Below are 21926 nucleotides of genomic sequence, written 5' to 3' on the forward strand. Positions count from 1 at the left end.
TTACCTGCGGTGATGCTGATGATCTGGCTGGCCGCCTGCCCGCCGGCCGCCGTCGTGAATGCCGGGGTGGCGACCGACGGGACCACGGGCGGCGCGGGCGCGGTCTCCCTCCGGGGGCCGGATTACGACATCCGTTCGGAGTACGGCGACCAGGTGGGCGGGAACCTGTTTCACAGCTTCAGCCGGTTCAGCCTCGATATGAAGGAGAGCGCCGTGTTCAGCGGGCCGTCGTCCGTGGAGAACATCATCTCCCGCGTCACCGGCGGCGAACTTTCCACCATCGACGGGCTCCTGCGATCGACCATTCCGGGCGCAGGCCTCTTCCTGCTCAATCCCGCGGGGATCCTCTTCGGCCCCAATGCAACCCTGGATGTGGATGGCGCGTTTCATGCCTCCACCGCGGATTACCTCCGCATGGGGGAGACGGACCGGTGGACTGCCCTGCCCTCGGCCGGCGAACGGTTTTCGTCGGCCCCGCCGGCCGCCTTCGGTTTTCTGGGCGCCGCCGCGTCGCCCATCACCATCGACGGCAGCAGCCTGTCCTCCCTGGGGAACACCGTCTCCCTCGTCGGCGGCGGCCTGTCCGTGACCAACGGCGCCCAGATCACCATCGACGGAGGGCGGTTCGACATGGCGGCGGTGGCCTCCCCGGGGGAGGTCGTCCCCGGGCCGGACGGACTCGATGTTTCGTCGTTTGACGCCCTGGCCGATATCGCCATCACGGGAAGCAGCCTGAACCGGCCGTCGGGGATCGGCGTGAACGCCGGCAGCATCTTCATCCGGGGCGGGCGGTTCGTGATGGACAACAGCGAGATCATAGCGGCCGCGCCCTTTTCGGTGGCCGAGCAGCCCGAAAGCGTCGTCGATATCCGGGCCGACAGCGTGGCGCTTAACAACGGCGCCCTCCTGTCCACGGATACCTTCGGCCGGGTGGACGGGGCGGATATCAGGATCCAGGCCCGGGATGCGGTGGACGTGTCGGGGGCGGTGATCCGGGTCGGATCCTACGGGGTCCGGGCGTCGGGGGACGCCGGGGAGTTCACCGTCGCGGCCCGGGAAATCTCCCTGGCTCAAGGCACCCTCATCCAGAGTGAATCCCGGGAACAATCGACGGGGAATGCCGGGAACGTGACCCTGCGGGCCGGGGATGCCGTCACCGTGTCCGACACCAAGATCGACACCTTTACCACGGGCACCGGAAGCGCAGGCAGGGTGGCCATCACCGGGGAGGCGGTGCGCCTCGACACGGGGGCGGACATCCGCGCCTTTACGAAGGGAAGCGGGGATGCGGGGAACGTGTCCGTCGAGGCCGGCCGCTCGGTCGTTCTGACGGGGGATGCCGCCGTCAGCGCCTATACGGAGGGAAGCGGGGATGCGGGCAAGGTCGCCGTCTCCGCGGGCCGCTCGATTCTGCTCACGGAGAACGCCGCCGTCAGCACCGAAACCAGGAGCACCGGCCGGGCCGGGGTCATCGAACTGAACGCGGCGGAGATCCGCATGGAGAAACGCGCCGTCGTCTCCTCCTCCAGCCGGACCCCCGCCGGTACACCGGGGAAAAGCGCCGGCGAGGCCGGGACCATCCGGATGACCGCCGGGGGCGGGGCCGTGCTCACGGACCATGCGGCGGTGAAAACCGAGACCCAGGGGGAAAACCCCGCGGGCAACATCGCCATCTCGGCGGGGCGTTTCGAGATGACGGGCGGGGCCGTTTCCTCCGCCAGCACCGCTGCAGGCAGGGGCGGGGATGCCGGAACCATCGGTGTTGCCGCAGGGGATACCGTTCAACTGACCGGCGGCGCGGCCCTCAGCACCGATGCGGTGAGCGGCGGCGGCGGGAGGATCGCGGTAAACGCGGGGACCGGCGTCTATCTCCTGGACAGCGGGGTCTCCACCAGCGTCGCCACGGGCGGGGGCGGGGGCGGGGACATCCGGATCGGCGATGCACAGGATGCCGGCGCACCGGACTATGTGGTCCTGAACCGGAGCACCCTCACGGCCAATGCCGACCAGGGGGACGGCGGCGCCATCTTCATCACGACGGAAAACTATTTCAAATCCCCCGACAGCGTGGTCGAGGCGACCTCCCGGCGGGGCAACGACGGCACCATCCAGATCACGGCGCCGAACCTGGACCTCATCGGCGGGTTGACGGTGCTGCCCGCCAATTTCATGGATGCCGGCCGATGGGTGAAAACCCCCTGCGACCTTCAGCCCGCGGCCCGCATGAGCCGGTTTGTCCATCGGGAGGGCCGGGACGGCATCCCCCAGGCGTACGACGACTGGCTGCCGTCCGCACCCGCCGTCATCCCGCAATTTCTGGCGCGGGATGAAACCTCCGGGGCCGCGGCCTGCCGGGCCCTCCTGGACCGGGGGGACTTTGCCGGCGTCGTCGATCGGCTCCCGGGCGATGCCGATGATCCGGCGGGCGCCGCCGTCTTGGCCCACGCCCTCATGGCGGTCGGGCATTACCGGAGCGCCTTGTCGGCCCTTTACGGCGCTCTGCCCGCGGCCCGGAAAACCGCCGGGCCCGCCGTTCAGGCGCTCTTCCACAACCTCCTGGGCGATCTTTATCTCTGCCTCGGCAACCTGCAGGGGGCCATCGAAACTCAGAAAAAGGCCGTCGCGGCGGCGGAAGCGTCCGGAGATCCGCTGATGCTGTCGGCGGCGCTCAACCAGATGGGGAATGTGCGGGCGGTCGCCGACAATTTCGACGGTGCTGCCGCAGCCTATGACGAAGGGTTGGCCGCGCTTTCGGGGGTGCCGGATGCCGGGACCCTGAAGGCCGTCCTCCTTCTGAACAAGGCCCGGGCGAGGATAACCGAAGGTCGAGAGGCCGACGCCCGGGGGTTGCTCAACCGGGCCGCCGCGGCCCTTCCGCCCAGAATTGAGACCTATCCCGCGGGGGCGGACTGGATCTCCCTGGGGATTTTACGGGAGCGCCTTTCCGGAGCGAGGACGGGGATGGGCGGGCCGGATGACGCCGCACCGGACTTTGCCCGGGCGACGGCGATCGGCCGAAAGCTCGCAAACGACCGCATCCTGTCGACGGCCCTGGGCCGGCAGGGGCGACTGGATGAAGCGGCGGGCCGATATGGCGCCGCGATGGACAAAACGCGGCAGGCAATGGTTCATGCCGAGGCCGGGTATCACCCCGAGATCCTCTACCAGTGGCAATGGCAGATGGGGCGCCTCTCCCGGGAGACGGGAGACCCCGCGGCCGCGGAATTCTGGTTCCAGGCGGCCATTGACGTGCTGAGCCCCATCCGCTGGGAATATTTCAACGGGCTGCGGGACCGGAAAAAAACATTTGATGATCATGTCCGGCCGGTTTATATTGGGCTGACGGAGCTGCTGCTTGCCGATGAGGCGCGGCTCGAAGATGCCTGGGAGACCATGGAGCGCCTGAAGGCGGTGGAACTCCAGGATTTTTACCAGGATGAGTGCGTCGCCGCACGCGCGCCGACGGATGAGATTGCCGCTGCCGCCGTCCCGGATCGGACGGCGCTGATCTATCCCATTCCCCTGAAAGACGCGCTGGTGGTTCTGCTGCGGTTTTCAGACGGAATGATACAGATGCGGGTTCCGGTTTCGGAAGACCGAGTCCGCGAGGTCGCCCGAAGGTTCCGGGAGGCCCTCGAGTCGCTGGACGATGGATTCATGACGGATGCGGCGGCCCTTTACGACTGGCTGATCCGCCCGGCTGAAAAGATCCTCGCGGCCCGCCGCATCGAGACGCTGGTCATCGTGCCGGACGGCCCCTTGAGCCTCATCCCCTTTTCCGCGCTGAACGACGGGCGAGGGTACCTGGTCGAAACCTATGCCGTCGGCGTGGTGCCCGCCATCCGCCTGACGGATGTCCGGGCCGGTCTGGAGGGCGACGGCGCAACCAAGCGGGTGCTCCTCAACGGGCTTTCCGAGGGGCAGGAAGGGTTTGGTTCCCTTGCCCATGTGCCGGAGGAGCTGGCGGGCATTCAACAGACGATGGGCGGGAAAATCCTTCTGGATGACGCCTTCACCCGCAGTGCCCTGAAGACGGAGCTTGAACGGGAGGCTTACGATATCGTTCATATGGCGACCCATGCCGTCTTCGGCGACAGCGCGGGCGGATCGTTTCTGCTGACCTATGACGGCCGCCTGACCATGGACCAGCTCGACGGCCTCATCCGGTTCGGGACGGCCCAGGGGCGGGAGATGGATCTTTTGACCCTGAGCGCCTGCGAAACGGCGTTAGGGGACGAGCGCGCGGCCTTCGGGCTTGCCGGAATCGCGCTGAAAGCCGGGGCGAGAAGCGCGCTCGCAACCCTGTGGGAGACGGATGACGAGGCCGCCGCGAAGGTGGTCAACGCCTTCTACCGGCATCTCGGTGCTTCCGGCGTATCCAAGGCGGCGGCCCTTCAACGCGCGCAGATCGAGGTCATGGCGGACCCCCGGCACGAGCACCCCGGCTCCTGGGCCTCGTTCCTGATCGTGGGCAGCTGGATGTAGCGGATCGGTGATCCCTCGAAGGTCACCCCAAGAACAAGGAGCCCCAGTGGCCAGACTGACAGCGATTGTGACAGGACTGCTTTTGATCCTCCAGGCGACGGCCGGAGCGGCCGCGGCCGGGGACGCCCCGCCGGTCCTGCTCATCCAGGCAGCGGGCGACGTGGCCTATTCCACCGACGGACAGACGTGGCGGAAGGTCCGCCGGAACAAGTTTCTGCACCGGGGATATACCGTCAGAACCGGGCCGGACGGGCGCTGCAAGCTCCTCGACCAGGAGACCGACAGGATCCGGACCGTCGAACCCGGCACGGTGGTGAAAATCGGCGAGAAAGGACTGACGGTCCTGAAGGGACAGGTTTCCAAAGCCGCCCCGGCCGGCGGAGTCGCCGCATTCCTGGAGCGGAAATTCACCCGGGTTCAGAAGTATGCCGCCGTCCAGCGCAGCCCCAAGAACCGGACCCCGAAGCAATTCAAGACCGCCCGGCGGGTCGTTCTGTCGAAGGAGTATCCCGACCTGGTCTGGGAAAACCAGGGGCCGCTCTACAGCTATGAACTCGCCATCGGGGAGAGGCGGTTCAAGGTGCCGCCCTCGAAGGAGGAGATCATCCGCTTCGCCCCGCCCGCGATCCTGCCCGGGGTGTATCCCTATCGGGTGAAAATCCTCTACCAGGGAGAGGTCCTCCAGGCCCAGAAGCAGGACGGGGAGCTCCGGTGGCTTTCCGATGAAGAGGTCGAGGCGTTCCATCGAAAGACGGTGCGCATCGAGGCCCTGACCGCGGAAGACGGCTTTCTGCTGGCCAACCTGATGGACGATGAAGGCCTGAAAGTGGCCGCCATGGACACCTACCGCCGGTATATGGCCGAGAATCCGGATGCCAACGAGGTCCGCCCGTTTTTGATCAAGGTCCTGAGCGATCTTCACCTGGAACAGATGCGTCGGCAGGAATCGGTCCGTTACCATCGGCTGCAGGACCAGGAGAAATGATGCCGGCGGCGGAGTGACATCCATGTGAAGGCAGCCCCATGACGACCGAAGCGCAATGAAGACCCGATTGGGAAAATACGAGGCGTCCCTTCTCCTCCTGCTCTTTTGCCTCTCCATCGCATCGGAATATTTCGAAGCTTTTTCCCTCCTCGAATATCAGACCATCTCCATCCGGCATGCCCTTCGCTCCAGCCACGGCGACCGGCAGGAGATGTCCTTCCCCCTCGATAAGATCGCCCTGGTGACCATCGACGAATATTTCTTCAGGGAATACGGGAAGTCCCCCCTGAGGCGGGCGGACCTGGCGTCGATCCTCCGAAACCTCGGCATACTGGGCGCGCGGGTGATCTGCGTGGACCTTCTGCTCGACCTGCCCGATGCCTACGGCGAAGACCTGATCCTCGCCTCGGCGCTCCAGCAGAGCCGCGGCATACTGGCCTCCCGCCTGCTGTTCGACCGCCGGAACCGTTTCCTGGACATCAGCTATCCGACGCCCCGGCTCCGGGAGGCCGCAAAAAGCGGCTATGTCAACATCCCCTCGACGAGCGCGCTGGTCAGTGTTCTGGAACGTATCCGGATCCACCCGGAGACCATCCACCTCAAGAACGGATGGCCCATGGCGGTCCAGGCCGCCGCCGCCTACCTGGGGGTGACGCCCCGGCTTCGGGATGGCCGGCTGATCCTGGGCGGCCTTGCGATCCCCCTGAACCAGTTCAATGATATCAAGATCGATTTTTCAACCATTCCAAGCGGCTATCATTTCATTCATGAACTGGCCGGGATCTCCGCCTATGAATTCCTGGACATCTCGTTCCTGACCGAGGAAAGCCTCCGGGAACTGCGGGACTGGGTGGCGGGCAAGATCGTCATCATCGGGGAGACCTCCTCGTTTTCCAGCGACTGGTTCAACACGCCGGTCGGGGTGATCTACGGGGCCGAGATCATCGCAGACAGCATCAACACGCTGCTGAAGGGTGCGCCGCTCAGGCATGCGCCGCTGTGGGCGGAGGTGACGACGAGCCTGGTCGTGCTTCTCCTGGTGGTCTGGCTCGGTACGGGCATCCGGACGATGGGGCTCCAGCTCGTCTCGGCGGTTGTCCTCCCGGCGGGGTTCCTCTGCTGCAGCGCCGTCCTGTATGTCCGGTACGGCATCATCATCGGCGTGACCCACAACCTCGTCATGGGGTTCCTGGTCTATTTCCTTATCAACCTGTCCCTGTCCTTCAAGGAAAAAGCCCTCAGGATCGCCCTTCAGGGACGGAAAGAGCAGGCGGAACGGGAAAAGAGCTCCGCCGAGGCGGCGAGCCGCCAGAAAAGCGAGTTTCTGGCCAACATGAGCCATGAAATCCGGACGCCCATGAACGCCATCCTGGGGTTTGCGGAGATCCTGGAATCCAGGATGAAGGACCCCCAGCAGCGCCAATATCTGTCGATTATCCGGAGCAGCGGTCGCTCCCTGCTGATGCTGATCAACGACATCCTCGACCTCTCCAAGATCGAGGCCGGGAAGGTCGAACTCACGATGCGGCCCGTCAACATCCGCACCGTTTTCCGCGACATGGGCATGATGTTCCGGAAAAAGCTGGATGAAAAGGGAATCGGGTTTCAGATGGACATCGACCCGGGCCTGCCCGATCTCCTCTGCATGGACGAGGGCCGGTTCCGTCAGATTCTTCTGAACCTGATCGGCAATGCCGTCAAGTTCACGGATTCCGGGTATGTCAGGCTCACCGTTGCCGCCGTCCGTGAGGATGAAAGCGGGCGGTCGTGGAGCCTTGCCGTATCGGTGGAGGATACGGGGATCGGCATCCCCGAAAGCCAGACCGGGCGGATTTTCGAGGCCTTCGAGCAGCAGGAAGGGCAAAGCCACGCCCGGTACGGCGGCACCGGCCTGGGGCTTGCGATCTCCCGCCGCCTTGCCGAAATGATGGGCGGCCGTATCACGGTGCGAAGTACGATGGGAGCAGGCTCGGTGTTCGAGGCGGTCTTCCCGGAGCTTACGGCGGCCCCCGCCCCGGCGGCGTCGGAACCCCAACCTGAAGCCGCAACCGAAGACGCCTCCCTGTTTGAACCGGCAACCATTCTTGTCGCCGAGGATGTCCAGGTCAACCGGGACCTCATCAAGGCCTTCCTCCGTGACGGCGCGTTTGACGTGATCGAGGCTGAAAACGGCGAAGACGCCGTGGCCCTGGCCAGGGCCTTTCGGCCGGATCTGGTCCTGATGGACATGAGGATGCCCGGGATGGACGGGTTTGAGGCCGTCCGGCGCATCCGGGCCGACGCGGGCATCGCCGACACCCCTGTCATCGCCGTGAGCGCTTCCACCATGAACGAGGAGGTCGACCGGATCCGCGAGGTCTGCAACGCCTTCCTGAGCAAGCCCGTTCAAGGAAGCGAGCTGATGCGGACCATGGCCCGGTTTCTGCCCTGCCGCACAGCTCCGGCCGCCCTACCCCCGTCGGCGGCCCCGAGAACGGGTGACCTCCCGGCGGATCCGGCCGGCCGCGTCTTCCCGGCGCCCCCGGCGGACGGACGGCGCATCGAGAAATGGAAGGAGCTGTTTCAAATACTCGACCGCTGCTTGAGCGAGGGGTCATGCCGGGCCGGCGGCGTCATTGTGTTCGACCGCATCGAGGCGATGGGCCTGGAGATGCGGGAGCTGGGACGGACCTACGAATACCCCCGGCTCTGTGAATGGGCGGATCAGCTCCTGGACCAGGCCCGAAGCATCGATGTCATGAACCTGCCCATGACCCTCGAACGGTTTTCACAGCTTGTCGAGGGGCTTCGCGTCCATGCGGACGCCTGAAGGCCCGGAGGTTCGGGATGGCGGCATGCCGGCGGCGCGGCGGCCCGCGTGCGTTCTGGACCTGGACGGCACCCTGTGTCACCCCGAGCCGATCCGGGACGGTTTTCCCATCCGGGGCCGTACCGCGGCTTCCGTTCTCGCGGCGGATACCCTGGACCGTCTGGCGCGGCTCTCCCGGACCATCGACATCATCGTGGCATCGGGGCGGTCCTGCCGCACCGCCGCGGATTTCAGGGGCGTCTTCACCCGGGCGGGGGTCGTCATCGCCGGATGGATCCTCGAACACGGGGCCGTGGTGCCCGGCCGGCCGGCATGGACCCGGGCGGTGACGGCCGGGGTCGATCTGGACGGGGTGCGTGGGCGGCTGGAACGGATGATCCGGGACCGGGGGCTTCCTATCGACGCGGCCCGGTATGCCGGCAGCCATGAGCATATCCTGCTGTTTTCAGGAGACGGGGCGCTTTCGGCAAAACGGTTCCTTGCCGGCGCCGCCGGGATCCTGGGCGACGATTTCAGGACCATCGTGGGACCGCGGAAGATTGCCCTCATCCCGAAGCGGGCGGACAAATTCGCCGCATTCGCGGCCAATTTCGGGGCGACCCATCTCCTGGCAGCGGCCGCCGGGGATCAGCCGGACGACCTGACCCTTCTGAAGCATGCGGCTTTTCCCATGACCCATGCCGGTGCCGACCGGCGGGTGCGGCGCTGCGTCCGGTCCCGGGGGGGATATCTCGCCCCGTCGGTCGGCCATTCAGGAACGGCGGCGATCCTGGACAGGATTTTGGGGGACCTCCGGGGGGAGGCTGGTTTGCCATGAAAATGCCGAATCGTGAAAGTCTTCTTGATTTTGAGGGGCGCTTTTCATATTCTCCAGCAGCAGCGGGGCAAGCCCTGCATGATCCCGATTCAAATCAACTGTCGGGCGGATGGAGGAGAGTGATGGGGTATCCGTGCTCGGGCGTTATTCTGGCCGGCGGATTGAGCACCCGGTTTTCCGGGAGAAACAAAGCCTTTATCGAGATCGGCGGCATCCGGATACTCGACCGTCTGAATGCTCTCTATCGCAGGTTTTTTGACGATATCATCCTGGTGACGAACCATCCTCATCTTTACGTGGACTGGGATATGACCATCGTGACGGACATTTTCCAGGTGCGGAGTTCCCTGACCGGCATCCACGCGGGACTGCACGCGGCAACCCATCCGCACGCCTTTTTCGCGGCCTGTGACACCCCGTTCCTGAACGCGGATCTCGTGGAGGAATTGCTGCGGCGCATCGAGCCCCGGTTCGACGTGGTCATCCCGAAAACCGATGAGGGATTCGAGCCCCTGTGCGCGGTCTATTCCAAGCGGTGCCTGATGCCCATGGAAAGGAGCCTCCTGAAGGGCGACTTTAAAATCGCCCGGCTCTTCAACAAGCTCAAGGTCAGGACCCTATCGGAGAAGGTCGTGCGGATGCACGACCCGGAGAAGATCTCTTTTTTCAACATCAACCGGCCCGAGGATTTTGAAAAAGCGCAGGCGATCCACCGGGCTGAAATCTCAGCAGACGGGAGGTAAAGAAGCTATGGATATCTGCAACATGATGGCCAAAGTCAAGTCGCACCCCGACTGCGCCAACGTCGGCATGGTGCTCTACCACAACGGCGTGGTCCGGTCCACGTCCCGGGACGGGCGGAAGGTCACGGGCCTGCGGGTCTCCGTGGATCACGGCAGGCTCGGGGAAATTCTGAGAGAGCAGAAAAAACGGCCGGGGATCGTCGAGATTCTCGTCGAAATCAATGAAGGAAAAGACCTCACGGTGGGGGATGACGTGATGCTGCTGGTCGTGGCCGGAGACTTCCGGGAAAACGTCATCGCGACCCTCACCGATACCCTCAACGCCATCAAATCGACCGTCACCCGGAAGGTGGAATACTTCACCGGCGAGTGACCCACGCGCATCAACAGGAGCTTCGGATGTCCACTTTCACCCACATCGACGCGGAAGGCCGGGTCCGGATGGTCGATGTTTCCGACAAGAAACCCACCCTGAGGACGTCAACGGCCCGGGGCCGCATCTCCATGTCCGCGGATACCTTTGAGGCCATCGTGAACCAGCGGGTCCGGAAAGGAAACGTCCTCGAGACGGCCCGCATCGCCGGGATCATGGCGGCAAAGCGAACCGCGGAGCTGATCCCCATGTGCCATCCCCTCAACCTGACCCACGCCCAGGTCGATTTTTTCCCGGAGCCGTCGACCTCTTCCATCCGGATCGAGGCCACGGCCAAGATCATCGACCTGACCGGGATCGAGATGGAGGCCCTGACCGCCGTCTCCGTAGCGGCCCTCACCATTTACGACATGTGCAAGGCATACGACAAATCCATGACCATCACGGACATCTGCCTCCTCTCGAAAACAGGGGGAAAGAGCGGGGATTTCCTGCGGCGGCCCGAAAACGGCGAAGGCGGGGCGATATGAAAAGGACGGCCAGCTTCCGCTGGATCTGCCTGATGACCCTCTGCCTGACGGTGGGATGCGTGGGGCACCGCGCGCCCGAGGGACCCCTGGTTCCCCTCCCGCCGACCGCCTACCCCGAATTTGCCGACGACATGGACTACGCCGGGATCGGGGAGAGCCTCGGGGAGAGCATCAACTACCTGAAGCGCCTTCCCGCGGACACCCGGTTCAGCTTGGGCGCCGACAGCTATGACGCGACCCACATGATCCGCTCCCTGGAGCGGTTCCGGGCCTTTATCGACACCCGGCCCGACAGGGGCGCGCTTGAGCGTTTCATCCGGTCCAATTACCGGGTCTACCGGTCTGTGGGAGGCGGCGATACCGGAAAAATGCTCTTCACCGGCTATTACGAGCCGTCCCTCGATGGCAGCCTCACGAAGACGCCGGAATACCGCCACCCGATCTACGGCCCCCCGGAGGATCTTGCCGTGGTCGATCTCTCGGCCTTTTCCGAGAAGCTTGCGGGCAAGAAGATCGTCGGCAGGGTGGCCGGAAAGACCTTCGTGCCCTATCACGACCGCAAGGAGATCGAGGCGGGCGGGGCGCTGCGCAAAAAAGCCCCGGTGCTGGCGTGGGTCGCGGACCCGGTGGCCCTCTTTTTCCTGCAGGTGCAGGGGTCGGGGAAGGTGATCCTGGAGAACGGCGACCGCCTGAACGTCCACTATCATTCCAGCAACGGGCGGCCCTACCGGAGCATCGGGAACCTCCTGATCCAGGAGAACAAGATCCCCAAGGCCGAGATGTCCATGCAGAGGATCCGAAGCTATCTCCTTGCCCATCCCCGCGAGATGGACCGGATCTTCAACTACAACCCCAGCTATGTCTTTTTCACCTTTGAAAAGGGCGGCCCCTACGGCGCCATCCGGGCCAAGCTGACCCCCGGTCGGGCCATTGCGGTGGACCGGGCCGTCTTCCCGATGGGCGGGATCGCTTTTATCCAGACCCGTAAACCGTCGGCCGGCGCGGCAGGCGGCGGAGAAGTGTCGAGTTGGGTCCCGTTTTCCCGGTTTGTGTCCAGCCAGGATACCGGCGGCGCCATCAAGGGCCCGGGGCGGGCCGATATTTTCTGGGGAAGCGGGCCTTACGCAGAACTGGCGGCCGGGCACCTGAAACATGACGGACAGCTTTATTTCCTGGTGTTGAAGCCGGGCGCATGACGGCGCGGACCGTGTTCGGAGAGCGGCGGCCCGGAAAGATCCCGGACTCATTTTTTTTTAATCTGTCACCTGGCTTGAAAGAGCCTGATCCTTTAACCGTTTTATGATGGTGTATCATGGGACAGCAGTATTCTCCTGAAAAATTGGCCCGGTTCCTGGACTACATTCTCGGCCGGCGGCCCGACGAATTCGGTCTGGTGCCGGACGACGAAGGCTTTGTCAGCATCAAGGACCTCCTGAAAGTGATGCATGAGGAGGAGGGGTGGCGGTTCGTCCGAGAGGGCACCCTGAACGAGGTGGTCGTGAGCCTGCCCGACGCGCCCGTCGAGATCGCGGGAAAGCAGATCCGGGCGGTCAAGCGCGACCTCCTCCCGATCCCGTCGGCCCCTGAAAGCCTCCCCAAGCTGCTGTATGCCGCCGTCCGGGAGAAGGCCCACGCCGCGGTTCTGGAGAAAGGCGTTTTGCCCCCGGGGGGCCTGCCCCACGTGGTCATGTCATCCGACCGGGCACTGGCAGAGCGGATCGGCAGCCGTATCGACGCAGACCCGCTGATCCTCACCGTCCAGGTGGAATGGGCGACCGAGCGCGGCGTCCGGATCCAGCAGTTCGGGGAAAACCTGTTTCTGGCCCCCTCGATTCCGGTGGGAGCCTTCATGGCGCCGCCGCTCCCGAAAGAAAAACCGGAGATTTCCCTCAACAAGAAGCTCGAGGAAGCCCCTGTCCGGGCCAAAACCCCCGGCAGTTTTACCCTGACGCTGGCCGATCTCGAGGAAAAGGCCACGGTGCGCCGGGAACGCAAAAAGAAAGAGATCACGCGGGAAAAGGATCGGCGCCAGTTGCGAAGACAGAAGAACGATCGCTGGGGATGACCTTTTTTGCCCGAAGGACGACAGTTTTTAATTGACAACCCCCGGCAAAGTTGCTAAAAGCCGACTCGTTCTTGAGGGGGAGCCCCCGCACGGGCCGTTAGCTCAACCAGGCAGAGCAACTGACTCTTAATCAGTAGGTTGTTGGTTCGATTCCAACACGGCCCATCAAAGAAAACAAAGGGTTAGAGCGATCATGCTTTAACTCTTTTTTTGTTGTGCCTTTCTTACCCCCACGCTACCCCCACATTAAATTTTTTTATTCGATGATGAGTCTTGAGAACGTCCAAGAAAATATCCGTGTTCGGCTTGGGTTTAATTTTTGTGAAAACACCAAATCGCGCGAGGGCCTGACGCACGAGCGTCCGTGCGACTGAGCGCGGTTCAGCGCGTGTCTACAAAATCAGGGGAGGTTCAAATCAGTTTTTCCAGCTCGACGATCTGCTTCGCCGGGGTGGTCTTTAACAATTTTAGGTATGTTGATGGTTGAGGCGGCCAATTCGTTGCCCAAGAGCACACGGAATTTTAAATCGAAAAGTTCTGTGATCTGAAGCGCATCCAGAGCCGCCTGAACTTGGTGATGAATCTGAGAAAGGGCTTGCAACTCTTAAATCCGTCTCTTGATTGCTGGTATTCATTTTCCAGAGAGTCAGAACCCATATTCAAAATTCGGGAAAAAGGTAAAATGGCAAAAAAATCAACGCGTAACGGTCCCGGCTGCGCGAAAGCCGCGGTCGTCGTAGCGGTTGAACGGATTGTTGAGGTTCCGGTACCCGCCGCGGAGGTACCTCGGGAGGTCGGAGTTCCAGGAACCGCCCCGCAAAACACGGATGCCACCTTGATCAGGCATGCGAAAATCCTCTCGGGCATAGCGCTTGTAGGCGTTGTCATCATAGGCGTCCGCGCACAACTCCCACAAGTTACCGCTCTGTTGAAAGCTGCCGAAACGGCTAGCCCCTCTCGGATGACCGAATACCGGCGCCGTATTCCCCTTTGGCCCTTTCTGCTCACCCCAGCACACCCGGCGGCCATCCTCCCAGTCGTCGCCCCACGGGTACTTCAATGCCCCGTAGCCCCGGGCCGCCAGCTCCCACTCGGCCTCGGTCGGCAGCCGCAAACCCGCCCACTCGCAGTAGGCGGCGGCATCGTGCCAGTTCACGTACCGAACCGGGTGGACAGGGGGATCGTTTTCCCAATATCCCCAGCGCTCATTCCAATCGCCTCCTTTTGACCGATGGGCTCCTCCCGCGTACCCTGTTTTATCCACAAACCGCCTGAACTGGGCCACCGTCACGCAATGGATTCCCAGGTAGTAAGGGACGACATAATGCTGGTGGCGGGGCTTTTCCCAATCATACGCATCCGGATCGCCATCGTCAGACCCCATCCAGAACCAGCCGCCGGGAATCAGCACCAGCTCCGTGCCGTCTTTGGGGTTCACGATATAGCAAGGGACCTCATTTGCCATGCTACTCGTCCATCTCAATCTCGATGTCGGTTTCGGAGGCCGCATAGGCAGTTTCTTCGCGCACCACCACGTCCGTTATCAGAAACTCGCCCAGGGTCAGCATGTATTCGGCCTCCGAGTCATGGATAAGACCTCGCAGCAGATCCAAAAAATCGTCCGGTCCCTCGGGTTTTACTTTGGGGTCGGATCTGCGGCCGAGCCGCCTGAGACGCTCAAGACCGTCCGGGCCGAGGTCCGCCAGCCGGCCAGGACCAGGACCCAACGGCATCTTCAAAAACGTTTGCACCCAGTATACATGGTCGTCTTCCAGCAAAGCCTTGTTAGCCGGGCTCAGGGTGCCCGGATGCAACAGCTCGCAGGCTGCCGCAGCCATCCGCACCTGCCAGTAGCCATCGCCGCAGGCGCGATTTGCAGCCTCTTTCAGCCCGGCAACAGAAGTCTCGGCCATGTGGATCAGGGCTGCACTGCGGCGCCGGAAATTTCCGGCATCCGACAGCCAACTGTTCAGACCGCCTGCGTCGCCCGGCGGTTTCTTGCTGCCCATGAGCATGGGCCGGAAGTCCTGGAAGATCTTCATGGCAACAGAGGAGGGGCCGTGTTGTTTCCCGGGGTCCTTCAGCAGCGCTTCAAGCCGCTGCTGCAACTCATGGCCGTGGCGGGCAGGGTTCTGCCAGCCGGCCTCCTGCGCCGCTGCGACGATGCGCAGCCCCTGATCGCATGTCGTAAAGGGCAAGAGGCCGAACAGTGCCGGGAAGTCCTTTTTCCGTGTCAGGATCTCGACCTGAAGTTCCACCTCGGCCTCGCTCAGTTTCTGCTTGCGGCTGCCACGCTCGGTGAGAAATACGGCCAAAAGGCTTTTTTGCCCACTTTGGCGGATGCCGGCGGCAATGGCCTCCTTCAACTTGGGTTCGGCGGTCTCGTACCAGTATCGCAAGTGCTTATGCTCGAAGTCGATGTCGTTGTATTTTTCAAAGTCTCCGGCCAGAAAAAAGAACAGGGCACGATCATCCGGGCGTTCGGGGTGCCAGCCTTCGGCATTGAAGGTTTGAAACAACCCATTGTCAAACTGCTCGATCAGAAATGGCAAAATCCATTTGCTATTGTTGAATGTTGGATGCTTCACGATGTGGTGGGCGGCCTGTTTGACAACCTCTTCTTCCGCGTCAAGCAGGCAGGTTTTTAGAACCTCTTCCGGAACTTCGAACTCAATATCTTTCCCGTTTACAAATGACGTAAGAACCATCAACTCTATGGGATCAGAGGCAATATATCCGGTTTCCAAGATGATGTCTTTCAGCGTAGGCCCCCTACTTTCTGCCCAATGCTCACAAAACCGATCAATCGCTCTCCCTTGCAGAGTGCCAAGGGCCGCTCTGGCGGCAAACCGTACTTGCTCCTTGGGATCTCCCAGTGCAAAAATCAAAGGTGCCACCGCATCCGGTTCATCCGTTCCATACAAACCTTCGGCACCCTTCTTCCGAATCCGTCCGCCCCAAAAAATAAGCTTGCTCCTGAGCCGCTTGAGTGCTTTGGCCGTGTCTCGATCCATAATTGTCCCTTGATGTTTGATGGTGCGCGAAAAATTCCGAACAAGGCAAGAATATCTGCCAAAAAATCCGCAAAGGGTAAAAGGGTAAAAAAATCAAAGCGTAACAGTCCCGGCTGCGCGGAAGCCGAAGTAGCCGACGCGGAGGCCCGGATCGTCGTAGTTGCTGTACCGGTCCCCGCCGCGGAAGTGACTCGGGCTCGGGCGGAGCATGCTGTACCAGGAACCGCCCCGCAAAACACGCCTGTCACCCTGGTCCGGCATGCGAAAATCCCCTTGGGCATAGCGCTTGTAGGCGTCGCGGTCCCCGGCGTCCGCGCACCACTCCCACAGGTTGCCGCTCTGCTGAAAGCAGCCGAAACGCCCCACCCCTTTCGGGTGATCGAAGACCGGCGCCGTATTCCCCTTCGGCCCTTTCCGACCGTCCCAGCACACCCTGCGGCCTTCCTCCCAGTCGTCGCCCCAGGGATACTTCAACGCGCCATAGCCCCGGGCCGCCAGTTCCCACTCGGCCTCGGTCGGCAGCCGCAGGTCCGCCCACTTACAATAGGCGGCGGCATCGTGCCAGCTCACATACCGTACCGGGTGATCGTCGGGATCTTGTCTCCATCCATAACCGGCCTCATGCCCCGTCTGGCCTGCAAATAACCGAAACTGGGCGACCGTGACGCAGGCGATGCCTAAATAAAACGGTCCCACCCAGTGCAGATGACGGGGCTTTTCACGATTATCATATGCGTCCGGGTCATCATCTTCAGAGCCCATCCGGAACCACCCCCCGGGGATCAGGACAAGCTCCGTGCCGTCGGCAGGATTGATGATATAGTAGGGAATGGAGTTAGTACCTGGACTCATGCACTCCGGCTCCTTTTGAAAAATTTAGGATGTCCTTTTGTTGTCGTGCCCCGGCCCAAAATGCTGATTCTGCCATCTCCAGAGCGTCAGTGCCCATATTCACAATTCGGAAAAAGATAAAATGGTAAAAAAATCAGAATGTAACGGTCCCGGCTGCGCGAAAGCCGTCGTCGTCGCTGCGGTTGGCCGGGCTGTAGTTGCTGTAGCGCCGGTACCCACCGCGGAAGTATCTCGGGTAGTCGTAGTGCCAGGAACCGCCCCGCAAAACACGGAAATCGCCCTGATCCGGCACGCGTAAATCCCCTTGGGCATAGCGCTTGTAGGCGTCGCCGCCCCAAGCGTCCGCGCACCACTCCCACACGTTTCCGCTCTGCTGAAAGCAGCCGAAACGGCTTGCCCCTCCGGGATGCTCGAAGACCGGCGCCGTATTGCCTTTCGGCCCTTTCTGACCGTACCAACACACCCGGCTGCCCTCTTCCCAGTCGTTGCCCCAAGGGTATTTCAATGCGCCATAGCCCCGGGCCGCCAGTTCCCACTCGGCCTCGTTCGGCAGGCGCAGACCCGCCCACTCGCAGTAGGCGGCGGCATCGTGCCGGTTCACATGCCGTATCGGGTGGTCAGGGGGATCGTTTTCCCAATAACCCCAGCGCTCATTCCAACCGCTCCCTCTTGACGGATAGATTCCTCCCGCGTACCCTGTTTTCTTCACAAACCGCCTGAACTGGCCCACCGTCACGCAATGGATTCCCAGGTAGTAAGGGGCGACATAATGCAGGTGGCGGGGCTTTTCGGAAACCAATGCATCCGGCTCGCCATCGTCAGACCCCATCCAAAACCATCCCCCGGGAAGCAGCACGAGCTCCGTGCCGTCCACGGGATTCACGAGGTAACAGGGCGGGTCAAAGGGCTTTTCCCTCATTTCAATTTCACCACCGGATGATCGTCGTACACCAGCTTCTGGGTCTGGAGGTCCCGCACCGTGACCAGGAGGTGCTTGAAAGCGTCCACCCGGAAACTGACGGCGAAGCGTTTGACCCCGCCTTTCGCGGGAGGGTCGGCTTCGATGAAGGTGGGCTTTTCCTCGTTGATCCAGAACTCGGTGCTGCCGGCCGCAGGCCGGGCCGAATCGTCGTAGAGGGCGTTGCCGTTCAGGTCGAACACGATCTCGCCCGCCGCGCCACCTCGGACGCTGCCGCGGTCGGCCACCTCGTAAATGTCGATGCCGAAGAAACGCTGACCGTCGCGGGTGGCCTTGAGGGTCATCCGGCGAAATCCCTCGTCGGTGGGGTAGTGGGTGCCTTGGGGCACCAGGGGGATGAACCGATGGGTGCCGCTCCCGCTGTCATACCCCTTGATGGCGTAATCGTGCTGGATGTGGTCGTAGAGCGCCTCGATGTCGTTTGAAAGATAGCGGCAGGCGCCCCGGGCCACGGCGTCGAAGGGCCGGTAATAACGGGTGCGCTCGCCGAAATGGGTGCGCACCAGCCGCCGGATGCTGGGAATCTGGCTGCTGCCCCCGACCAGCAGGGCCTCCCGGATCGCGGATTTCTCGACGCCGCGCTCGTAGGCGTCTTTAAGTGCGCGCTCAAGGGTCTGCTGCACGTCCCGAAACAAGCCGCGCTCTTCGAGGAGGTCTTCGAGCGTGCTGCGATCGTATTCACCTTTCAGTCTGAGACCGGACGGTTCGTGGCGGATGTCGTACTCCCGTGAGACGTGATCGGTGAGGCATTCTTTGAGCTGTTCCACCTCCCGCATGAAAAGAGCGCTTGCCGGACGGGCGTCGAGCGGCTGAATGCAGGCCCGGTTGAGCAGATCCGCATAGAGCCAGCCATCGATGTTGCGGCCTCCGATGCCGCAGCCGGCCTTTCCCATGATCCGACAGCCGCAGCCGCGGTTGGACACCCGCTCTTCGATGCGCACCACCGAGATGTCCAGCGTGCCGCCGCCAAGGTCGAAAATCAGGAAGAGATCGCCCGGCTGCAGGTGGGTATCGTATCCGAAGATGCAGGCGCTGGATTCGTCGATGAAGCGATAGCGCCGAATCCCAAGATCACTGCAAACGACCGCAAGCCAGTCGGTATAATGCTCAAAGGCCTCCACCGGCACGGTGAAGGCGACCTCGCACGCGGAGAGATCCAACCGGCCGGCCTGTGCGGAATAGGCGAGCACCTTTTCCATGAAGTCCCGGCCGGCCTGGAAATGGTCGATTTGGGTACCGTCGTCCATCGGGTATTTGATCCTGCGGCGCTCCTGGATGAAGGCCTTCATCCAGCGAAAGCTTCCGCGGCTCCGTTCGAGCATCATCCCCACCACCTGCTGCCCGATGAACGAGGTCTCGGCGTCACGGTAATAGATCAGCGAGGGGATGCAGGGGATCTCGGTCTCGCGCCCGTCCTGCCGGAAGCGAAAGGGGCGGGACACATCCTTTACGCCGTAGAGGTCGACGTCGTTTCGGCTCTCGTTCCAGAACGCCACGATGGTGTTGGATGTCCCGAAATCAACGGCCATGCGTTCATAGGACATGGGTATCTCAATCCTTGGTCTTCACACGGTGTTCGATTTCCTGCAGGGCCTCTTCCCGGCCCATTTCCCAGGTGGCCTCGCGGCTCAGGATCACGCCGCCCAGGTCCTCCTCCAGTTGGCGGGTCACATCGAGGCACTTCCGGCCTTTCACACCGCGGACCTCATAGCTGATTTGCCCGTCCGGGGTGATGAAAATGTCAACTTCCTGGATCTCCATAACGTTGCTCCTTCATACAGAAACGAAAGATTTCCGGTGTCATCACGTCCGGCCATGGCCGTCGCCGTTCATTTCGGTCCCGCCGCCTCCACCTCCAGCAAAGGCGCGGCTCCGAAATCCGGTACCGCAACCATATGCCGGAGCGCAGAGCGCACTTCCGAAAAAGAGGCCGAGCGCGCCCTCCCCTCTGACAACCAGTGGCGCAGGGACTCGATGTTTTCCCGTTGGCTGACACTCAGGGGCACCACCTCCTCGCGCGACTGGAGCACGTACAGGATATCGTCGGTGGTAAACTCCCGCCGCCGATCGTTAAAAGCCCGGACCATGGCGGCCAGCACGGACTGCTCGATTTCGGCCCCCACGAAGCCGGCGCTCGCCTCGGCCAGCAGGTCGAGGTCGAAGTCGTCGATTACCGGCCGACGCTTCTTCAGATGCACCTCGAAGATCTCGCGCCGCTCCTGAAGGGTGGGAAGGTCGAGAAAGAAGATGGCGTCAAACCGGCCCGCGCGAGAAAACTCCGGGGGAATCCGTGAGATGTTGTTGGCGGTGCACACCACGAAGACCGGTTTCTCCTTCTCTTCCATCCAAGAAAGCAGGGTGCCGAAGACCCGGGCACTGGTGCCCGAGTCCCCCCCGGACTCGGACAGGCCCTTTTCCACCTCGTCGATCCAAAGCACGCAGGGGCTGACGGTTTCAGCCAGCTTGAGTGCCTTTCGGATGTTTTCCTCGCTTTGGCCCACGAGGCTGCCGAAAATGGCGCCCATATCCAGGCGAATCAACGGCTGCTGCCAGAGGCCGGAGACCACCTTGGCCGTGAGGCTCTTGCCCGTGCCGGGAATGCCGACCAAGAGGAGACCCTTGGGTGGAGTGAGACCATAATCCGCCGCTTCCTGGGAGAAACAGTTCTCCCGCGAGGAAAGCCAGGCCTTCAGAACGTCCAGCCCGCCGACATGATGAATGGTTTCGGTGGAAGAAAAAAACTCCAGTGCGCCGCTCTCCCGGATAATGGCCTTTTTTTCCCGGGTGACCAGTTCAATGTCCTGCTCGTCGAGGCTCCCCTTTTTCACAATGGCCTTGGCGAAGACCCGCTGCGCCTGATTGGCGGTAAGGCCCAGGGCGCTGCGGATCAACCGATCCCGACCGAGGGCGGTCAGGTTGACCCGGATGTTGGAGATGCCGGTGAAAATATTCAGGATCTCTTTGATGCCGTTGTAGTCGGGCGGATCGTAGTCCACGATATAGACCTGGTCCGCCAATTCATCGGGGATGCGGGCCTGGTGGGAGGTGACGATGATGTTCTTTTTCGTCTGCTTGAGGGTCTGGGCCAGGTTTTTTAATTTTCTGATAATGGCGGGCTGCTTTTCCCACATGAGATGAAAGTCCTTGAGCACGAAGACCGCCTCCTGGTCGATGCGCTGAATCATCTCAAGGGCGGAGAGGGGGTCTTTCACGGGTCGGTCCACTGATCCGGTTGCCTCCGTCAGGGGCACGAGGCCGTCGGCGATGTCCCAGGCGTAGGCGGGTTTCCGGGCGTCTCGGCAGGCGTCGGCGATGTCTTTGAGCACCCGTTCCTCTTCCTGCGTCACCACGCAAATCAGGGTGAAACGGGCTTTGAAATAAAGGACCAGTTCCTGTTGAAACCGGTTAAGATCTGCTGCCATCACTTTTTCCCTTTGGTTTCAGAATTGCGGAATCGTTCGTCGCAACGACGGCTGCGCGATTGTCCACGGCATGCTAAAAGACGGCCCGACGAACCGTTAGATGGATGGTTCGGTCCTCCCGGCTCTGTTCCTCCACCACTTCAAAACCCTGCTGCGCCATACGTTCCATGACCGCATGATAGGCATAACGCTGCTGGACCTGGTTGAGAAGCTGCTGGGGCTGAATATCTTTGATTCCGTACCAATCTGCTACCATCTCATAGGTGTCTCCGGTCTTGAGAAAACCGATGTCGTAGCCTGGGTTACCCGTGGGGGCCATGACTTCGACAGCCGTCTGCTGCCCGCCGAAGCCGCGGATATGCACGCTGCCCTCCCGGACCTTGAAGTTCAGGTCGGAAAGGGCTTTGACCAGATATTCCTTTTTAACAATCCGTGTTTTCATCCGTGTGAAGTGAGACATTTGCAGGTCCCCTTATGATGATGCTGTTGACATCGATGATCGTGCCGTCAAAACGAATCCCCGTTGAGTCCATCCGTTTGATGGATACCCAGCCCGGTTAGCGTGACTTCGCCAGCCTCGGTCAATATGAATTCAAAATCGGGCAACTCGTTGAAATCCATAAGTGTATAGCGGCTGGTGAGCAAGTGAATGACCTGATTCGCCGACGACGGCCAGACACCGGGTGGATTCGACATATTGGCGTCATATGGCGTACATTCCGCACCCCAAAGGTGCAATTACTGATTAATTTATTTCGTAACGAAAACAAGCCTATGATGGCTTTAATATATTGATATCATTGTAAATAAAAAAATCTAGACATTTCAACTAGTTGCTGATATCCTTCCCTC

General features: G+C 61.9%; 18 protein-coding genes and 1 tRNA gene. 10 read left to right on the forward strand and 9 right to left on the reverse strand.

Annotated features, from left to right (window positions below; all coding sequences use genetic code 11):
• Window positions 1–18: 18 nt before the first annotated feature.
• The 10 genes from ACEW8N_RS12470 (at window position 19) to ACEW8N_RS12515 (ending at window position 12972) form a co-directional block, all read left to right on the forward strand.
• Window positions 19–4485, forward strand: coding sequence for a CHAT domain-containing protein (locus tag ACEW8N_RS12470; protein ID WP_373500155.1), 4467 nt, complete (start codon window positions 19–21; stop codon window positions 4483–4485).
• A gap of 46 nt (window positions 4486–4531) precedes the next feature.
• Window positions 4532–5470, forward strand: coding sequence for a hypothetical protein (locus tag ACEW8N_RS12475; protein WP_373500156.1), 939 nt, complete (start codon window positions 4532–4534; stop codon window positions 5468–5470).
• A 55-nt stretch (window positions 5471–5525) separates the two neighbouring features.
• A complete protein-coding gene (locus tag ACEW8N_RS12480) occupies window positions 5526–8279 on the forward strand; it encodes a CHASE2 domain-containing protein (RefSeq protein ID WP_373500157.1) in 2754 nt (917 codons plus the stop codon).
• Window positions 8266–9096, forward strand: a complete 831-nt coding sequence (locus tag ACEW8N_RS12485; protein WP_373500158.1) for a hypothetical protein — start codon at window positions 8266–8268, stop codon at window positions 9094–9096. Before ACEW8N_RS12480 ends, ACEW8N_RS12485 begins: the two co-directional genes overlap by 14 nt.
• A 122-nt stretch (window positions 9097–9218) precedes the next feature.
• Complete coding sequence (locus ACEW8N_RS12490; protein ID WP_373500159.1) at window positions 9219–9839, forward strand: molybdenum cofactor guanylyltransferase; 621 nt, start codon at window positions 9219–9221, stop codon at window positions 9837–9839.
• A gap of 7 nt (window positions 9840–9846) precedes the next feature.
• Window positions 9847–10212: a molybdenum cofactor biosynthesis protein MoaE gene (locus ACEW8N_RS12495; protein ID WP_373500160.1), complete on the forward strand. Its 366-nt coding sequence runs from the start codon at window positions 9847–9849 to the stop codon at window positions 10210–10212.
• 26 nt (window positions 10213–10238) lie between these two features.
• On the forward strand, window positions 10239–10742 hold the full coding sequence (moaC, locus tag ACEW8N_RS12500) for a cyclic pyranopterin monophosphate synthase MoaC (RefSeq protein ID WP_373500161.1): 504 nt from the start codon (window positions 10239–10241) through the stop codon (window positions 10740–10742).
• Window positions 10739–11938: a murein transglycosylase A gene (locus ACEW8N_RS12505; protein ID WP_373500162.1), complete on the forward strand. Its 1200-nt coding sequence runs from the start codon at window positions 10739–10741 to the stop codon at window positions 11936–11938. The genes moaC and ACEW8N_RS12505 overlap by 4 nt, the downstream gene beginning before the upstream one ends.
• Before the next feature lie 116 nt (window positions 11939–12054).
• Window positions 12055–12807 (forward strand): RNA 2'-phosphotransferase, encoded by a 753-nt coding sequence (locus ACEW8N_RS12510; protein WP_373500163.1) that lies wholly within the window; start codon window positions 12055–12057, stop codon window positions 12805–12807.
• Between the two features lie 91 nt (window positions 12808–12898).
• Window positions 12899–12972 (forward strand) — tRNA-Lys (locus ACEW8N_RS12515).
• Window positions 12973–13207: 235 nt separating this feature from the next.
• On the opposite strand, the gene ACEW8N_RS12520 is transcribed toward ACEW8N_RS12515, so the two are convergent.
• The 9 genes from ACEW8N_RS12520 to ACEW8N_RS12560 form a co-directional block, all read right to left on the reverse strand.
• The gene (locus tag ACEW8N_RS12520; protein WP_373500164.1) at window positions 13208–13408 is read right to left on the reverse strand and encodes a hypothetical protein; all 201 of its coding nucleotides are present in this window, start codon (window positions 13406–13408) and stop codon (window positions 13208–13210) included.
• 93 nt (window positions 13409–13501) lie between these two features.
• Window positions 13502–14272 carry a formylglycine-generating enzyme family protein gene (locus ACEW8N_RS12525; RefSeq protein ID WP_373500165.1) on the reverse strand — a complete coding sequence of 257 codons (771 nt, stop codon included), beginning with the start codon at window positions 14270–14272 and terminating at the stop codon, window positions 13502–13504.
• Between the two features lies 1 nt (window position 14273).
• The gene (locus ACEW8N_RS12530; protein ID WP_373500166.1) at window positions 14274–15821 is read right to left on the reverse strand and encodes a HEAT repeat domain-containing protein; all 1548 of its coding nucleotides are present in this window, start codon (window positions 15819–15821) and stop codon (window positions 14274–14276) included.
• Between the two features lie 93 nt (window positions 15822–15914).
• The gene (locus ACEW8N_RS12535) at window positions 15915–16673 is read right to left on the reverse strand and encodes a formylglycine-generating enzyme family protein (protein WP_373500167.1); all 759 of its coding nucleotides are present in this window, start codon (window positions 16671–16673) and stop codon (window positions 15915–15917) included.
• Between the two features lie 133 nt (window positions 16674–16806).
• Window positions 16807–17592: a formylglycine-generating enzyme family protein gene (locus tag ACEW8N_RS12540; RefSeq protein WP_373500168.1), complete on the reverse strand. Its 786-nt coding sequence runs from the start codon at window positions 17590–17592 to the stop codon at window positions 16807–16809.
• Window positions 17589–19196, reverse strand: a complete 1608-nt coding sequence (locus ACEW8N_RS12545; protein ID WP_373500169.1) for an Hsp70 family protein — start codon at window positions 19194–19196, stop codon at window positions 17589–17591. The genes ACEW8N_RS12540 and ACEW8N_RS12545 overlap by 4 nt, the downstream gene beginning before the upstream one ends.
• A 7-nt stretch (window positions 19197–19203) precedes the next feature.
• On the reverse strand, window positions 19204–19413 hold the full coding sequence (locus ACEW8N_RS12550; RefSeq protein ID WP_373500170.1) for a DUF2997 domain-containing protein: 210 nt from the start codon (window positions 19411–19413) through the stop codon (window positions 19204–19206).
• 68 nt (window positions 19414–19481) lie between these two features.
• A complete protein-coding gene (locus tag ACEW8N_RS12555; RefSeq protein ID WP_373500171.1) occupies window positions 19482–21074 on the reverse strand; it encodes an AAA family ATPase in 1593 nt (530 codons plus the stop codon).
• 73 nt (window positions 21075–21147) lie between these two features.
• Window positions 21148–21534 carry a DUF1257 domain-containing protein gene (locus ACEW8N_RS12560; protein WP_373500172.1) on the reverse strand — a complete coding sequence of 129 codons (387 nt, stop codon included), beginning with the start codon at window positions 21532–21534 and terminating at the stop codon, window positions 21148–21150.
• Window positions 21535–21926: the final 392 nt, after the last annotated feature.

This window comes from Desulfococcus sp. (assembly GCF_041737845.1).
Classification (GTDB): domain Bacteria; phylum Desulfobacterota; class Desulfobacteria; order Desulfobacterales; family Desulfococcaceae; genus Desulfococcus.

Coding starts and splice junctions, on each gene's coding strand:
- ACEW8N_RS12550 (WP_373500170.1), bottom strand. CDS start 19,413: ATGGAGATCCAGGAAGTTGACATTTTCATCACCCCGGACGGGCAAATC.
- ACEW8N_RS12555 (WP_373500171.1), bottom strand. CDS start 21,074: ATGGCAGCAGATCTTAACCGGTTTCAACAGGAACTGGTCCTTTATTTC.
- ACEW8N_RS12525 (WP_373500165.1), bottom strand. CDS start 14,272: ATGGCAAATGAGGTCCCTTGCTATATCGTGAACCCCAAAGACGGCACG.
- ACEW8N_RS12495 (WP_373500160.1), top strand. CDS start 9,847: ATGGATATCTGCAACATGATGGCCAAAGTCAAGTCGCACCCCGACTGC.
- ACEW8N_RS12530 (WP_373500166.1), bottom strand. CDS start 15,821: ATGGATCGAGACACGGCCAAAGCACTCAAGCGGCTCAGGAGCAAGCTT.
- ACEW8N_RS12535 (WP_373500167.1), bottom strand. CDS start 16,673: ATGAGTCCAGGTACTAACTCCATTCCCTACTATATCATCAATCCTGCC.
- moaC (WP_373500161.1), top strand. CDS start 10,239: ATGTCCACTTTCACCCACATCGACGCGGAAGGCCGGGTCCGGATGGTC.
- ACEW8N_RS12490 (WP_373500159.1), top strand. CDS start 9,219: ATGGGGTATCCGTGCTCGGGCGTTATTCTGGCCGGCGGATTGAGCACC.
- ACEW8N_RS12480 (WP_373500157.1), top strand. CDS start 5,526: ATGAAGACCCGATTGGGAAAATACGAGGCGTCCCTTCTCCTCCTGCTC.
- ACEW8N_RS12510 (WP_373500163.1), top strand. CDS start 12,055: ATGGGACAGCAGTATTCTCCTGAAAAATTGGCCCGGTTCCTGGACTAC.
- ACEW8N_RS12485 (WP_373500158.1), top strand. CDS start 8,266: ATGCGGACGCCTGAAGGCCCGGAGGTTCGGGATGGCGGCATGCCGGCG.
- ACEW8N_RS12540 (WP_373500168.1), bottom strand. CDS start 17,592: ATGAGGGAAAAGCCCTTTGACCCGCCCTGTTACCTCGTGAATCCCGTG.
- ACEW8N_RS12545 (WP_373500169.1), bottom strand. CDS start 19,196: ATGTCCTATGAACGCATGGCCGTTGATTTCGGGACATCCAACACCATC.
- ACEW8N_RS12560 (WP_373500172.1), bottom strand. CDS start 21,534: ATGTCTCACTTCACACGGATGAAAACACGGATTGTTAAAAAGGAATAT.
- ACEW8N_RS12470 (WP_373500155.1), top strand. CDS start 19: ATGATCTGGCTGGCCGCCTGCCCGCCGGCCGCCGTCGTGAATGCCGGG.
- ACEW8N_RS12505 (WP_373500162.1), top strand. CDS start 10,739: ATGAAAAGGACGGCCAGCTTCCGCTGGATCTGCCTGATGACCCTCTGC.